Origin of the sequence: Corynebacterium canis (assembly GCF_030408595.1) — a bacterium.
Taxonomy (GTDB): domain Bacteria; phylum Actinomycetota; class Actinomycetes; order Mycobacteriales; family Mycobacteriaceae; genus Corynebacterium; species Corynebacterium canis.
Window position 1 is genome coordinate 787760 of record NZ_CP047080.1, and the last position, 14741, is coordinate 802500.

At 59.4% G+C, this 14741-nt stretch carries 15 protein-coding genes and 1 other RNA gene; 10 read left to right on the forward strand and 6 right to left on the reverse strand.

All coding sequences use genetic code 11. The features are described 5' to 3' along the window. The first annotated feature begins 1 nt into the window (after position 1). A complete protein-coding gene (locus CCANI_RS03470) occupies positions 2–253 on the forward strand; it encodes a hypothetical protein (RefSeq protein ID WP_146325458.1) in 252 nt (83 codons plus the stop codon). A gap of 9 nt (positions 254–262) precedes the next feature. Continuing rightward, positions 263–619, forward strand: a complete 357-nt coding sequence (locus tag CCANI_RS03475) for a biotin/lipoyl-containing protein (protein ID WP_146325459.1) — start codon at positions 263–265, stop codon at positions 617–619. Between the two features lie 628 nt (positions 620–1247). Here CCANI_RS03475 and hisN read toward each other — a convergent pair. Together hisN and CCANI_RS03485 are read right to left on the reverse strand one after the other, a co-directional pair. Further along, positions 1248–2027, reverse strand: coding sequence for a histidinol-phosphatase (gene hisN, locus CCANI_RS03480; protein WP_146325460.1), 780 nt, complete (start codon positions 2025–2027; stop codon positions 1248–1250). 4 nt (positions 2028–2031) lie between these two features. Then, a complete protein-coding gene (locus CCANI_RS03485; protein WP_146325461.1) occupies positions 2032–2859 on the reverse strand; it encodes an inositol monophosphatase family protein in 828 nt (275 codons plus the stop codon). An 82-nt stretch (positions 2860–2941) separates the two neighbouring features. Between CCANI_RS03485 and CCANI_RS03490 the strand changes: the two genes are divergently transcribed. The 8 genes from CCANI_RS03490 (at position 2942) to CCANI_RS03525 (ending at position 10487) form a co-directional block, all read left to right on the forward strand. Next, complete coding sequence (locus CCANI_RS03490; RefSeq protein ID WP_146325462.1) at positions 2942–3409, forward strand: hypothetical protein; 468 nt, start codon at positions 2942–2944, stop codon at positions 3407–3409. Between the two features lie 55 nt (positions 3410–3464). Further along, entirely contained in the window at positions 3465–4565 is a 1101-nt protein-coding gene (gene prfB / locus CCANI_RS03495) for a peptide chain release factor 2 (protein WP_146325463.1), read from the forward strand. A gap of 45 nt (positions 4566–4610) precedes the next feature. Continuing rightward, a complete protein-coding gene (locus CCANI_RS03500) occupies positions 4611–5027 on the forward strand; it encodes a YbaN family protein (RefSeq protein WP_146325464.1) in 417 nt (138 codons plus the stop codon). Positions 5028–5198: 171 nt separating this feature from the next. Beyond that, positions 5199–5888, forward strand: coding sequence for a cell division ATP-binding protein FtsE (ftsE, locus tag CCANI_RS03505; RefSeq protein ID WP_146325465.1), 690 nt, complete (start codon positions 5199–5201; stop codon positions 5886–5888). A gap of 20 nt (positions 5889–5908) precedes the next feature. Then, complete coding sequence (ftsX, locus tag CCANI_RS03510; RefSeq protein WP_146325466.1) at positions 5909–6811, forward strand: permease-like cell division protein FtsX; 903 nt, start codon at positions 5909–5911, stop codon at positions 6809–6811. A gap of 19 nt (positions 6812–6830) precedes the next feature. Beyond that, entirely contained in the window at positions 6831–7322 is a 492-nt protein-coding gene (gene smpB / locus CCANI_RS03515) for an SsrA-binding protein SmpB (protein WP_146325467.1), read from the forward strand. A 185-nt stretch (positions 7323–7507) separates the two neighbouring features. Further along, positions 7508–7885, forward strand: a transfer-messenger RNA (tmRNA) gene (gene ssrA / locus CCANI_RS03520). 1603 nt (positions 7886–9488) lie between these two features. Further along, positions 9489–10487 carry a nuclear transport factor 2 family protein gene (locus tag CCANI_RS03525; protein ID WP_186750379.1) on the forward strand — a complete coding sequence of 333 codons (999 nt, stop codon included), beginning with the start codon at positions 9489–9491 and terminating at the stop codon, positions 10485–10487. 21 nt (positions 10488–10508) lie between these two features. Here CCANI_RS03525 and CCANI_RS03530 read toward each other — a convergent pair whose 3' ends face one another. From CCANI_RS03530 to deoD, 4 genes are all read right to left on the reverse strand, one after another. Continuing rightward, complete coding sequence (locus tag CCANI_RS03530; protein WP_146325468.1) at positions 10509–11444, reverse strand: CPBP family intramembrane glutamic endopeptidase; 936 nt, start codon at positions 11442–11444, stop codon at positions 10509–10511. 90 nt (positions 11445–11534) lie between these two features. After that, on the reverse strand, positions 11535–12461 hold the full coding sequence (locus tag CCANI_RS03535) for a CPBP family intramembrane glutamic endopeptidase (RefSeq protein WP_146325469.1): 927 nt from the start codon (positions 12459–12461) through the stop codon (positions 11535–11537). 75 nt (positions 12462–12536) lie between these two features. Beyond that, the gene (locus CCANI_RS03540) at positions 12537–13958 is read right to left on the reverse strand and encodes an MFS transporter (protein ID WP_146325470.1); all 1422 of its coding nucleotides are present in this window, start codon (positions 13956–13958) and stop codon (positions 12537–12539) included. A 2-nt stretch (positions 13959–13960) separates the two neighbouring features. Next, complete coding sequence (gene deoD / locus CCANI_RS03545; RefSeq protein ID WP_146325471.1) at positions 13961–14677, reverse strand: purine-nucleoside phosphorylase; 717 nt, start codon at positions 14675–14677, stop codon at positions 13961–13963. Positions 14678–14741: the final 64 nt, after the last annotated feature.

A 14741-nucleotide genomic window follows, 5' to 3' on the forward strand; every position in this document is an offset into this window, starting at 1 on the left:
GATGGACAACACTGAGCTTTTCAAGCTTGTTCAGCAGCTGCAAACCCGCCTTGATTCCGTCGAAGCCGAACTCGCAGAACTGAAAAAGCGTTCGGACCAAGAGATCCCCGAAGACGTACTGATGGCCATTTCCGCAGCGGTATCCGCATACATGGGCAATAAGGGCCGAGTGCGTGCCGTGCGCTTTAGCCGTCACCGCACCTGGGCCGCCCAGGGCCGTCAAGCAGTCCAGTCCCGCTCCCGCAACCTGTAAGGAGAAGTCATGAAACTTAAAGTGACCGTGAACGGCATCGCCTACAGCGTTGACGTCGAGGTCGAGGAAGAACACCGCCAACTCGGATCCATTATTTTCGGTGGCAACTCCACCATTTCCGAACCCGCCACCGCCAGCGTGCAGGGCGTCTCCGCGAACGCGGTCGTCGCGCCCCTGGCAGGTTCCGTGTTCAAGGTCCTTGTCGAGGAGGGCCAGGCGATCGAGGCCGGCCAAGTCCTGCTGATCCTGGAAGCCATGAAGATGGAAACCGAGATCACCGCACCAACCGCAGGCACCGTCAGCGTCATTCACGTCGACGTTGGCGACGCCGTGCAAGGCGGCCAAGCCCTCGTGGAAATCAACTAACCAGCCACTCAGCGCGCCCCACACTTTCCCGCGAAGGTCTGGGGCGTTGCCGCATTTCTAGCTGCCCTTGACTGCGGCCGGGTAGGTTTTGTGCAACCTACCGGTGGCCACGTGATGTGGAGGGGTTGCAGTGGCTGCCGAGCTCCGCGCCAAGGCAGATCCGACACGCCAGCCGCAGCGCGGTGGTGTTTCCGCAGGACGCCGAACTTGCCGTGTCAGATCTGCCTGAGGCAGATCCGGCGGAGCCGATGGTTCGGGATAGTTCGACATTCGTCGTCTGGGAAGCTTCGCCGGCCCTTGCTTGCCGATAGGTTGTGTGCAGCCGTTGACCTGCGATCGTCCGGAATTTCTTCATTGGGGTGTCCAACGAAGAATGGAAAGACGAGCTGCGGCGTTTTTGGCCAAGATTCGTCCGGAATTTCTTCGTAAGACCCCCGAATGAAGAATAGAAAGACCAGCCCCAGGTCGGCGGTTGCGCACAACCCTTCGACCTGGGCGCGCAACCCATCGCCCCTCGGATGCAACGCTGGGCCTAGGCCTGGCTAAGCCCCGAGCGGTTGCGCGCAACCCATCGACCTAGGCGCGCAACCCATCGCCTTGGGCGCACAACCCCACCCTATCCTTTCTCCTAGTTCCCCTTGACCAACATCTCGCGCACCTGATCGTGCAGCAAACCATTGGTGGCCAGCGCATCGCCGCCGCTCGGCCCGTCCACCCCGGCCAGGGAGGTAAACCGGCCCCCGGCCTCCGTGACCAGAATCGCCAGTGGTGCCAGATCCCACAGGGAGACCTCCGGTTCCGCCGCGATATCCACCGCGCCCTCCGCGAGGAGGCAATAGGAGAAGAAATCCCCAAAGCACCGCAGCCGCCACGTGCTATCGGACAATTCGATTACGTTTTCGCGTAGATTACGGTCCCGCCAGCCCTCCAGCGAAGAGAGGGAAACCGACGCGTCCGCGAGTTGGGAAATCGATGATACTTCGAGTTTCTTCGGTTCGCTGCCCATGAATGTGCGCCAGGCGCCTTTGCCCAAAGATGCGAACCAGCGGCGCCCCAGTGCCGGTGCGGAAACCACGCCGACGACTGGGCGGCCGTCGATAAGCAGTGCGATTAGGGTGGCCCATACCGGTACCCCCCGGACGAAGTTTTTGGTGCCGTCGATGGGGTCGATGACCCACTGGCGTCCGGAGCTTACAGTGCCGCCGAACTCTTCGCCCACAATGGCGTCTTCGGGAGCGATCTCCGCAAGCAGGGCGCGCAATTCGCGCTCGCAGGCAAGATCCGCGTCTGACACCGGCGTCATGTCGGGTTTCGAATCTACGTTCAGGTCCGCCGCTTCGAAGCGGGGCAGGGTGATGGCGTCCGCGCGGGCCGCAAGCTGCAATGCAATATCAAGGTCTGTATACATGGATCTAGCTTAGAGCAGCGGCAATGTCGTTGACTACCGCCGCGTTTCCGGCGATGCTCCAGGTGACACCCGCTGCGTCGAGGCGTATGCAGCGTCCGCCCACACCTTCGATTAGCGCGCGGCCCGGCAGCCAATCCCACGCCGGCACGGAATGTTGGAACCAGGCGCCGAGCGTGCCGTCTGCGACGCTGGCCAGGTCGATGCTTCCGGCGCCGAACATCCGCATTGTGCCCGCTTGGCTCGCAACTTTGAGCCATGCTCGCTGTACCGCATCCGTGTGCGAAGGGTGCAAATAAGTACCCAGCGAAAGCCTGTTCAAATGCACATCCTGAAGCTGGGGTAGGGGGTGGCCGTCGCGCGTCGTCGAAAAGCGGCTGCCGCCGAACCACGTGTAGCCCATCGCCGGCCGGTGCACCGCGCCAAAAAGCGGCTCGTTGCCCTCCGCCAGCGCCAGCGCCGCGCAGAAATAATCGCTGCCAGAGGCGTAATTGTAGGTGCCGTCGATGGGGTCGATCACCCACGTTCGACCGCTTGTCGACGCCCTCTCCGCGCCCTCCTCGCCAAGCACGCCGTCCGCGGGGCGCAACGCCGCCAAGACTCCGGAAATGAACTGCTCAGCGGCCTTATCCGCCTCCGTGACCACGTCGGTGATATTGGTTTTTTGCTCGGTGCTTACCCCCGCCTCGCGCATTCGCCAGGCCAGCCTGCCGGCGTTGAAAACTAGGGCTTGGGCGAGGTGCTCGTCGCTATCCTTATCGTGTGCAATCACAAAGGTCTTGGTGATTGCATTGATCATGTCTTCGAGGTTTTGTGCTGTGCTCATGCGTTCCATTGTGCCTGTTTGAGGGCGGGCGCAGAACCTACCAATAGGGGGGAATATTAATAGATCTTATAGAAGCCTGTACGCTCGACCTATGATGTTTGCGTGTTTCGCTCTCACGATGCTGGTGGCGCTGCTCGGCGTGCCCGCAATCAAAGAGCGTTTCGATGCAAACCACGGCGTGTTTTGGGAAAACGGCATGCGCGGTTCCTCGCTGTTTTTGGCGGGGATACTCCTACCCCCGCTGTTTTGGATCATATTCCCGTTTTGGGGGATTGTGTTCGATATGGGCGGGGTGGTGATGGGTCTGCTCTTCACGCTGCTCGCCTTGGCCTGTATCGCACTGGTGTCCGTGGGTACCTGGAACGGACGCCGCCGATGGGGGAGCGCCGCTTGCGTAACCTATGGCACGGTCCTAGGCGTGGCCATGCCGTGGGCGATCTGGGCGCAACCAAACCTGCAGCAGGGGGTGTTTTTCGAGCATCTTTGCGGCATCGTGATCTGGTCGCTGCTGGGGCTTAGCGTGATCGCGGCGGCCACGGTGCGTTTCCGCTGTGGTTGAGCGCGCGCACGGTGAAGATGCTGGGGGTGCGCGCCGTCCGCTACACTTGTTCGCTATGCGACAGGACCTTGCTGCTGAATGCTCCGCTCTGGAAACCACCCTTACCACCATCGAAAAAGTGATGGACCCCGAGGAAATGACGGTGCGTATCCGGGAGCTGGAGGCGCAGGCGTCCGACCCTTCGTTGTGGGATGATCCGGACCACGCGCAGCAGGTCACCAGCGAACTTTCCGCCGTGCAGGCCAGCCTGCGCAAACTCAAGGACCTGCGGCAGCGCCTCGAGGATCTGCCCGTGCTGTACGAGCTTGCCGAAGAGGAAGGCGAAGGCACGGACAGCGCCGATGAGGAGCTGGCGTTATTGCGGGCGGATATCGAATCCTTGGAAGTAAAGACCATGCTTTCCGGGGAGTACGACGCCCGTGAGGCGGTGTTGAATATCCGCTCCGGCGCCGGCGGGGTGGACGCCGCGGACTGGGCCGAAATGCTGATGCGCATGTATGTGCGGTGGGCGGAAAAGGCTGGCCACAAGGTAGATATCTACGATATTTCGTACGCGGAAGAGGCCGGCATTAAATCCGCCACGCTCGTGGTGCACGGCGAATACATGTACGGAACCTTGTCTGTGGAGCAGGGGGCGCACCGGCTTGTGCGCATCAGCCCCTTTGATAATCAGAGCCGCAGGCAAACCTCCTTCGCCGAGGTCGAGGTGCTGCCGGTGGTGGAATCCACCGACCACATCGAGGTCCCGGATAGCGAGATCCGGGTGGACGTGTACCGTTCCTCCGGCCCCGGCGGGCAATCCGTAAACACCACCGATTCCGCCGTGCGTATCACCCATCTGCCCACCGGTATCGTGGTCACCTGTCAGAACGAAAAATCGCAGATCCAAAACCGCGCGTCGGCGATGCGGGTGCTGCAGGCGAAGCTGCTGGAACGTAAGCGCCAGGAGGAGCGCGCGGAGCTCGACGCCCTCGGTGCCGGCGGCAATGCGTCGTGGGGCAACCAGATGCGTTCCTACGTATTGCACCCCTACCAGATGGTGAAAGATTTGCGCACGAACTATGAGGTGGGCGATCCCAGCAAGGTGCTGGACGGGGATATCGACGGTTTCCTCGAGGCGGGGATCCGTTGGCGCATGGCGAACATGGGCGAATAGGGAACTATTGGTCTTACCTTAGGCTTGCCTATTACAGTGGCAGCTATGAAAACCGTCTACAAGGTTGTTGGCCTACTCTCCTTGGGCGTCGGGGCCGTCGGCGTTGTGCTTCCGCTCCTGCCCACGACACCATTTCTATTGCTCGCCGCGTTTTGTTTCGCGCGGAGCTCTGAACGCCTGCACGCATACCTTTACGGGCACTCGGTTTTCGGCGGATACCTGCAGCGCTATGAATCGGGCGCGCTGACCGTGTCCGATAAGCTCCGGACGCTTGCCCTGCTGTGGATCGGCCTCGGTTGCTCCGCGTTCTTTACCGGAAAGCTTCCCGTGTATATCGTGCTGGGCGTGATCGGCACCGCCGTGACCATTCACTTATTGCTGATGGCACCGAAGAAAAAGCGCACCCCCGACGCCGCGGACGAGCACCCCGTAGAGGTGTGCCAGACCAACCCCGGCTCCTAGGCCCGCGGCCACCGGCGGACGCCTAGGGCGGCCCAGGCAGGCCCGCGGCCACCCGCCTAAGAACTTCTGCCGCACCCCATAAGGTTAGCGTTCGTGCAGCTTGTGATCACTTTGAGGGAAACTTACCGTGTCCACTAGATCATGTGACTGGTGTCAACTAGTGTGGGGTGAGTGATCACCTTCGACAGTGTAAGCAAAATATATAAAACTTCCACCCGGCCCGCCCTGGACAATATTTCGTTGACCATCGAGCGCGGGGAATTTGTATTTCTTATTGGGCCCTCCGGTTCCGGCAAATCCACCTTTCTGGAATTAATGCTGCGCGAGCAAAACGTCACTTCCGGCGATATTCACGTAGGTGAATTCCACGTAAATAAATTGCGCGGCGCCCAAGTGAATAAGTTGCGTCAGCGAATCGGCTACGTGTTCCAGGATTTCCGCTTGCTGCCAAAGAAGAGCGTCTACGATAACGTGGCTTTCGCCCTCGAGGTGATCGGCAAGAAACGCGGCGTTATTGACAAGCTTGTGCCGGAAACCCTCGAGCTCGTCGGCCTCGAAGGTAAAGCCAATCGCATGCCCAATGAATTATCCGGCGGCGAGCAGCAACGCGTGGCAATCGCCCGTGCGTTCGTTAATCGGCCGTTGGTGTTATTGGCCGACGAACCCACCGGCAACCTCGACCCGGAAACGGCGAATGACATTATGGTGCTGCTCAACCGCATTAACCGCACCGGCACTACGGTGGTCATGTCTACCCACAATGCGGCCGCGGTGGATGCGATGCGGCGGCGCGTGATCGAATTAAACCTAGGCAAATTGGTCCGCGATGACGCCCACGGCGTTTACGGTGTCGGCCGCTAACGGGAGAGGATTGCACTGACATGAAATTGGGATTTGTGCTGCGGGAAGCGCTGCAAGGCTTGGGCAGAAACCTCACCATGACCGTCGCGCTCGTGATCACCACGGCGATCTCGTTGGCCCTGCTCGCCACCGGCTTCCTGGTTACCGGCATGACGGAACGCACCAAGGATATTTACCTGGATCGCGTCGAGGTCATGGTGCAATTCACCGACGAGGTATCCGCACAGGATAACGATTGCTCCTCTCAGGCGTGCAAGGATGTGCGCGACAAGCTGCAGGGTGCGGAGGGCGTCGAAAGTGTGACGTTCCGTTCGCGCGAGCAGTCCTACCAGCGTTTCGTAGAGGTGTTCCAGGACTCGGACCCGCTTTTGGTCGCCTCCACCAGCAAAGACGCCCTGCCTGCCGCGCTGCACGTGCGGCTCGTCGACCCGCTCGACCCTTCGCCGCTGGACCCGGTGCGCGATATGGAACAGGTGTCCGATGTGATCGACCAGGTCGATGATCTCCGTTCCGCCACCGGCAACCTCGACGCCGTCCGCAACGCCACCTTCCTGATCGCGTTTATTCAGGCCATCGCCGCCATTTTCCTGATCGCAAACATGGTCCAAATCGCGGCCTATGCCCGCCGCGAGGAGATCTCCATTATGCGCATGGTCGGCGCCTCCCGCTGGTACACCCAAGCGCCGTTCGTGATGGAGGCCGTCGTCGCGGTGGTGTTCGGGTCGCTGCTGGCCATGGCGGGCCTCGTCGCGGGCAAGAAGTTCGTGCTCGACCGCGCGCTGACCGGCCTGTACGAGTCGAAGCTCATCGCCCCGATCACCGCCGCCGATATTTGGGTGGTGTCGCCGATCGTGGCGATAGTGGGCATTTTGTTCGCCGCGGCGACCGCGCAGGTGACGTTGCGGATGTACGTACGCAAATAGCTGTAAGCTTAAGCACGCTATGGCTAAGAAAAAGAAGAAGGCGGTGGATAACCCGGTTATCGCTACCAACCGCAGAGCAAGACACGATTATCACATCCTAGAGACCTACGAGTGCGGAGTGGCGCTTGTAGGAACGGAAATTAAGGCGCTCCGCGAGGGCAAGGTGACCCTCAACGATGCGTTCGCAACTATCGACGACGGCGAGGTCTGGCTGCGTCACCTGCACATCCCCGAATATTCGCACGGTTCCTGGATGAACCATTCCCCGCGTCGTAGCCGCAAGTTGTTGCTGCACCGGCGCGAGATCGACGCGATCATGGGCAAGGTGCGCGACGGCAACCGTACGCTGATCCCGCTCAAGCTGTATTTCAAGAACGGCCGCCTCAAGGTGGAGCTTGGCTTGGGCCAGGGTAAGCAGAATTACGATAAGCGCCAGGACCTCAAGCGCCGCGCCGCCGAGCGGGACGTTACCCGCGAATTAGGGCGGCGAGTTAAAGGCATGCGCGGTTGATTTGCTTATCGACGCCGCGCCTGCCGCACCCACCTCATGCCCGGGCTGCGGGGGCGGCCACCGCTGCGCTTTTTTGGTACGATCCAGTGCGGAAGCTCGGTAAAAATGGGGGTTGCGCGGGGGCATGAAGGTGGCTTATACTTGTGGAGCTTTCACGGAAGGCGCAGATCCCGCCGGAAAGCTATGGGGCTGATTTAGGTTTCGACTCCGTACATTAAGCCAGGGGAAGCGTGCCGGTGCAGGCTAGAGACCACCGTTAAGCGTCGCAGCAAAAAATAAGCGCAGAGAATACTCAGCGCGACTACGCCCTCGCTGCCTAATTCAGCGACCGCGTGTCTGTCAGCCTAGGTTCCGTCCTTGGCCTAGAATCTGGCATCGTTGAAAGGACTTGCCGCCGCATCGTGTTGACGGGGTGCAGCGGGACACTTACCGACAACTGGGCCTATCATCCGGACATGTTCGTCTGATCCGGAGGGCCGAGCAGAGATCACGTGCGAACTGCGCACGGAGAAGTCCTGGCAAAATGACGAAGGACCCGGGTTCAATTCCCGGCAGCTCCACTACTACGCAGACCCCCTCCCGGCCCGGCTGGGAGGGGGTCTGTGGGTTGTGTGGGTTGGGGTCCGGTAGGGTTTGGGGTTGTGTGGGGGTTTGGGAGCGGTTCAGGCTCCGCCACGCGCCGCTCATCACACTGGGTTCCACCGCGCGCCACTCCTATGGGTTCCCGCCACCGGCCAACTACTAATGGGGTCCCGCCACGCACAGGTTGATTCGGAGTCCACAATTCTTTATTAGCTCTAGCAGCCCCGCTACGCCCTCGAAATCCGCTGCCCTTAGTGGACTATGGCCGAATATCGCTAAGTAGCCTCATTTCGGTAGGTGCGTCGCCCACAACCTATTCATGCGACGCAAGTTGAACGATGTCTACCGATATTTTTTACATCAAAATCCCGAAATCTGTGTAAAAAATATCGCGGCGGCGGCCCTGGGCAGTCCCGGATGATGAAAATTACACAGGATCTGCGATTCTGGTGTAAAAAACTTCATGCGACGTGCACGACTCATTTCTTCTGGCAGTGGTCAGTTCCGGGGTTTATTCACGGGGCTTATTTGGGTGGCCAAGAATCCCGCCCGCTGCACATCTGCTGCCAGCCGTGTGCAGATGTGCCTGAGGCAGATGCTGCGTGGCCGCATTTCCCCAGGATAATCTGGCCCGAAAGCAAGGCAGATCCCGCGCGGCAAGGCAGATCGTACATGGGCGTTCGGTGCGGACCCTGGCGGTGCACTCCGGCGGTACACAATCGATGTCATTTCCAGTGTTTGCCAAGCGGCCGTTACCGATGGCGCGCACCAATGAGTCGGCCAAGCGCAATTCTGTTTTGAAGCGTTCTTGTTCACCCAAACAAGCACCGTGAATAAACCCTAAGTTTTGCCACGATTCAGGAGGAGAAGCACGCCGCCCACCGAGATTAAGTGTGCCCTAGATATTTCGTATATTAAATCTTTTCGAAAAACGCCATAGGAGCGCCGCTACGCCCTCGAAGTCCGCTACCCTTAGTGGACTATGGACGAATATCGCAAAGTGGTTTCATTTCGGCAAGTGCGTCGCCCACAACCTATTGCCGCGCCCAGGGTTGAACGGTGTCTACTGATATTTTTTACATCAAAATCCCGAAATCTGTGTAAAAAGTATCGCGGCGGCGGCCCTCGGCGGCCCCGAACGATGAAAATTACACAAAATCCGGCTTTCGTGTGTAAAAAACTTCATGTGAAGTGCGCGACTTATTATTTTGACCGCCTTCCTGTGTGTGTCTGGCCGCTTGGGGTCCAAGCCATGGGCCACGCGCTCCACCACGCCCCGATGGTTTTGTCAGATCAACACCCATCACCCCCGAGTAGGATTGTGGATAAAAATGTATTGACATGCCTATTGGCCAACCCTCAATCCGCCGCCCAAACAAGACCCCCACCCTCATTTTCTAGCAAAAAACCATTTTGGCCCGCAGGGATTAAATCGCAGCTATACTCATGGTTGTTTGATACTGATTTCCACTTTAAAACAATAGTTCGTCTCGTCTTTCATACGCGGCGTTTCGGCCTTCTTTTTAGTGTTCATTGGCATTTCGCATTCCAGTCCACGCCAATGCATTCGAAGAAAGGAAGCACGTGAAACGTCAAGTTACGTTCTCGTTTGTCGCCGCCTTGGCTCTCCTGACGGCAGCTTGCGGGCAAGGTGAAGAAGTTACCACCGCCGCGACGGGCAGTTCGAGTTCGGGTGGTGACCAGTCGCATTCGTCGGCTACGTCCGGTGCCTCTGCGCCGGATGCTTGTACCCCAGTCACCGAGCAAGAGATTGCCTCTTTGTTCGACCGTTGGAATGAGGACCTAGCCAGCGGCGATCCCAAACGTGTTGTCGAAAACTATGCGCAGGAGAGCATTCTAATCCCCACGGTTTCGAATAAGGTTCGACTCACCCCTGACGAGAAGCAGGATTACTTCACTCATTGGCTTGAGAAGGGGCCTTCGGGTGTGGTCAATGAGCGGTGGATCGAGCTGGATTGCAATCGCGCGGTGGACGCCGGAGTCTACACGTTTACGTACGCCGATGGCAGCAAAGTCGCAGCTAGATACACATTTGTGTATGGAACGGAGGGGGACGAGTGGAAGATTCTCACGCATCATTCCTCGGCGATGCCGCAGCCGGGCGCGGATAAGGAATTGCCGCCGGCGGAGCGCGCGACGGGGTCTCCCAAGCCAGCGCTCGATCCGAAAGAGTGTGCGGCCGCAAGTGAGGCGGATGTGGTGCGCGAGTTCACGGATTGGGGCGACGCGATGTCCGCGGGCGATGCGGAGAAGGTGACGGAGCACTACGCAGAGAATGCGCTCGTGCTGCCTCTCGACGCCAATGAATTGCTCTTTTCCAATGACGAACGCATGAGCTATTTCAAGTCGTTTGTGGAAAAGAAACCGCAGGTCAAGGTAGATAAGCGCTGGACCAGTGTCGATTGTAATACCGCAACGGATTCCGGGTTGTATACCGTGACCTTCGCGGATGGGAATACCGTGGATGCCCGCTTTACCTTCACCTATCGCTGGCAAGATGGCGGGTGGCAGGTGTTGAGCCAGCACTCCTCACTTATGCCCGAAGGCGCCCCCGCGCATTAGTTCGATTATCGACGCCGTGACCTACCCCGCAGCCATGTCCATTTGCTGTGGTTGGGGGTCGGCGCGGTGATATTTGAGGATCGCCGGGATCAGCGGAATCAACATGAGGGAAATTGTGATCCAACCCGAAACGCCGAGTGAGCTAAATAACGCGGGATCCGGATCCTGATCGAGCGCGCCGATTAACAGGGGGAATCCGGCGGCTGCGTTAAAGGCCCCATGGAACAGCGCGGCAGGCCAAACGTTTTTGCTAAACAGGTAAATCCATCCGATGAGAATGCCGAGGAACATACATCCGATTGTCATGTAGGCGACGCCGGTCCAATCGGTGCGGTTGAAGTTGTATCCGAGCAGGATAATCGGGCTGTGCCACAGGCCCCATAACACTCCGGTGAGGGCCAGCGCGGGCCAGGTCCCTAGGTGCTGCAGGGCGGGGAGCAGGTAGCCGCGCCAGCCGATTTCCTCTCCGGCGGCGATGACGGAATTGGTGATCGCCCCCAGGGGCAAGGCGAATATTTGTACGAATACGATCAATCGGACCGGAATCTCATCGCCGGCGTTTTGCCCGGTAGCGGCGGAAAGCTGCTCCCGAAACGCGGAGAATTCCACCAAATCGAGTTTGAACCAGCCCAGCGCCGCGGCGAGAAATGTATTAATAATGGCGATGCTTAAACCGATGACAAGCGCGACTGCCAACCACAAAAGGGTGCGGCCGTACGGTTTGATTGGGGCGAGGCCGAGCCACTGCGGGAGCTGTTTCCACGGGATGCCGTGCGCATAGCGGGATACCAAAACAGCCGAGGTGACGGGTGTGAGCATCATGATCACCAGCAGCGGGGTGGTCAGTGGGCTGGCAAGTCCGGAGTCCATAAGCCACAGCGGCAGGGTGACCAACCAAGCGAGTGCGCACGCACCGGCATAAAAGATCAGCGTGGTTTGTATCCGGTATTTTGCCATTATTGTCCTCCGCTTTCCCTGACAGGGCCGACCACGCCTGGCGCGGCCAACACTCCAAAACTAGGCAGGCGTTTCGCTGCCGATTTTAGGCTAGCCTGATCTGGCTGCGCGGGTGCGCTGGTAGGCCCGAATTTCGGGCTTGAGCAGGAGGGTTAACAGCACCATAAGGAGCGAATTGCCGTACACGAAGATGGCGATTGCGCTGTCTGCCACATCTTGGTCGGCGGCGACTAACAGGGGCCAGAGGAGGAGCGCGGCGTCGAAACCTCCGCGGAAGAGCGCAGGGGCCCGAACGGAACCGGTAACCAAATAAAGCCAGCCGAGAAACACGCCCAAAAAGGTGCAGGCAATCACCGTATACTCGACGCCCTGCCAGCCGCCGACGCCCACGCGATACCCAAGCAGGGCCAGCGGCGCGTACCAGCATCCCCAGAGCGCGCCGGCGAGTATTAGCGCAGGCCAGGTGCCTAGTTTGTGTTGCAGGGCGGGGAGTAGCCAGCCGCGCCAACCGGTTTCCTCGGCCGCCGCAAGCAGGCTGTAAATGCCGGCGATGATGGGCACGGCGACGAACATGGCGTACACGTAGTAGCCGTTGGGCACGCGTCGCGAGAATAGCCCGGTTCCTTCCGAAAGGTCCAGCGCTACAAAGTCGGGGAGGTGCATGGCGCCGGAGAAGTCGATAAGGTCGAGCCGATACCAGCCGAGCGCCGCGCCGAGGAAGGTGGATACCAGCGGTACGCCGACGCCGGCGGCGAGCGCGATGCCCATCCAGACATAGGGGTTCGCCGCATTGCCCGATCGGACTTTCGCGCTTGGCGGCCCGCTTTGGCGTCCCAGGCGCGCAACGAACATCAGGGCGATCATTGGAACAATCATTCGCGCCGCGACGAGGGGTGTTGCGAACTCGTGGGCGAGGTCATCGGCGCGCCATAGCGGCAGTACTACCAACCAGCCGAGCGCGAACGCGATCACGTAAAACGCCAGGATGGCCGGCCAAGTATAGCTCGGTGTGTTCATCGCGCCCTCCTCCAATAGTGCGCGCCGTAAGGGTAGTGCTTATCGACGCCGCGGGGGGCGTCGATAAGCGAAACGTTAGGCGTTGCTGAGCGCTGCTGTTCGACGCTCGTTTCGGAGCATTGTGCGGTCTGCAAGGAAGTAAATGACCGTGCCAACCAGGGCAATCAATGTGATAATCCACATCACGGAGGCGTAGTTTACGCCCGTTTGTGTGGTTGCGGCGGTGAGTGCGCCGAATAGGTTGAGCTTGAGGTCGATGAGTTTTGCGGTGTATGCGATGCCGACGGGGATGGCGATATTGATGGTCAGGTTGTAGAAACCGATGGCCACGCCGGATTGTTCCGCCGGTATATTGCTGATTGCCGTCGCCACCAGCGGTGCGTACATGAGTGCGAAACTGGAGGCGAATACAATGGCCGAAAGTATGAGCGGTATGCGGCCGGATTCGAGCGTCACCGCGGACGCCGCCAGCGAGGCAGTAATGCCAATCAACGCCGCGAAAATCGTGGTGCGTGAGGACATAAATTGCCCGATCTTGCCGGAAAGCGCGCCCACGATCACGGCGCACGCGTAGCCGGGGGCGACCATCAGCGAGGCCTGGTCCAGCGTTAATCCCTGCAGGTCACGCATGGCGTAGGGGAAGAGAAACAGGATGTAGCCGAGCTGCGTGGAATAAATGATCAGCACGAGGGTAATGGCCCACACATAGCGCCCGTTTTTAAAGAACGCAGGTTTGACTAGGGCCTTGGGGCTGATATTGATATGCCAGACGAAGAACCCGATGCCGAGCACGATGGGGATCAGGTAGAGCGGCTGAAATTGCTGCATATACAGCATTACCGAGGTGGCGATCACGGTGATCAGGAGCAGGCCGAGCACGTCCAGGCTGGATTGGGTCGCCTGTTGTTCGGGAATTTGTTTGATAATGAACGGCACGGTGAGCAGCATGGCCAGCGGGATCAGGAACATCGCCGTCCAGGAAATGTATGTGGCCACGTAGCCGCTGGTGAGCGTGCCGATCAACAGTGCGAGCTGGAACGCGCTGGTGGAAAAGCCGAGGTACGTTTTTTGGTCGTCACGGGAGAGGTATTTGGTGACGTAAATAACGTACAGAGTTTCGGCTGCGGCGAGACCGCTGGTTTGGATAATGCGGCCGGCGAGCACCAGCGGCCAGGACCCGCTAAACAGGAAGCCTAGCAGCGAGCCCACGCAGATCAGCGACACGCCTATCAGCATGAGCGTTCGAATATTGATGGCGTCGGCCATGGCTGCGTACACCACGGCGCCGATGCCGATAACGATCCCCGCGAGCGTCGCCTGCAGGCTCACCTCCGTGACCGAAAGCCCCAGGTCATCGGCGATCGGCTGCGACATAAATTTGAATCCATTATCGATGACCAGGCAAAACACGAAGCTGAACAGCAAAATAGGCACTGCCGCCTTCGGATTGCGTTGCGCCCCGCTTTTCGACGCCGCCGTTGTTGCTGTATCCGACATAGCTATGCGCCTGCAAGGGGGAGCGCTAGCTCCATCATGGTGGTGAACGCGGTCTGGCGCTCCTCGGCCGTAGTCTTCTCACCAGTGACAATGTTGTCGGACACAGTGAAAAGGCCGAGTGCGTCGACGCCGGCGTGGGCGGCGATCGCGTAGAGTGCTGCGGTCTCCATCTCTACGCCGAGGACGCCCATGCGTGCCCACCGGGAATTGGCGGTCTCGTCGGCGTTATAGAACACATCGCTAGAAAGCACGTTCCCAATGTGCAGCTCGACGCCTTGTTGCTGCGCCTGGTCTAGCAGCGCGGAAATCAGCCGCCAGGATCCGGTGGGGGCGTAGGTGCCGGGCAGGTTGTACTGCGAAAGGAAGTTTGAATCGGTGGATGCGGATTGGGCGACGACGATGTCGTAGAGGTCCAGGTCTTTTTGCAGCGAGCCGCAGGAGCCGATTCGAATGATTTTTTGCACGCCGAAGATGTGGATCAACTCCCAGGCGTAGATGGAGATCGAGGGCATGCCCATGCCGCTGCCCATGACGGAAACCGGCATGCCTTGATAGCTGCCGGTATAACCCAGAATATTGCGGACCTCGTTGAATTGCACCGGGTTGTCGAGGTAGTTCTCGGCGATGTACTTCGCGCGCAACGGATCGCCGGGCATGAGGACGGTCTGGGCGATCTCCACGCCGCGCGGATTGATGTGGGGGGTGCTCTTTTCGGACATGTTTTCTCCTCGAGTGGGGTGTTGGAGCGGGGCGTTTTACAAACGCCTGTATCTAATCTCATGC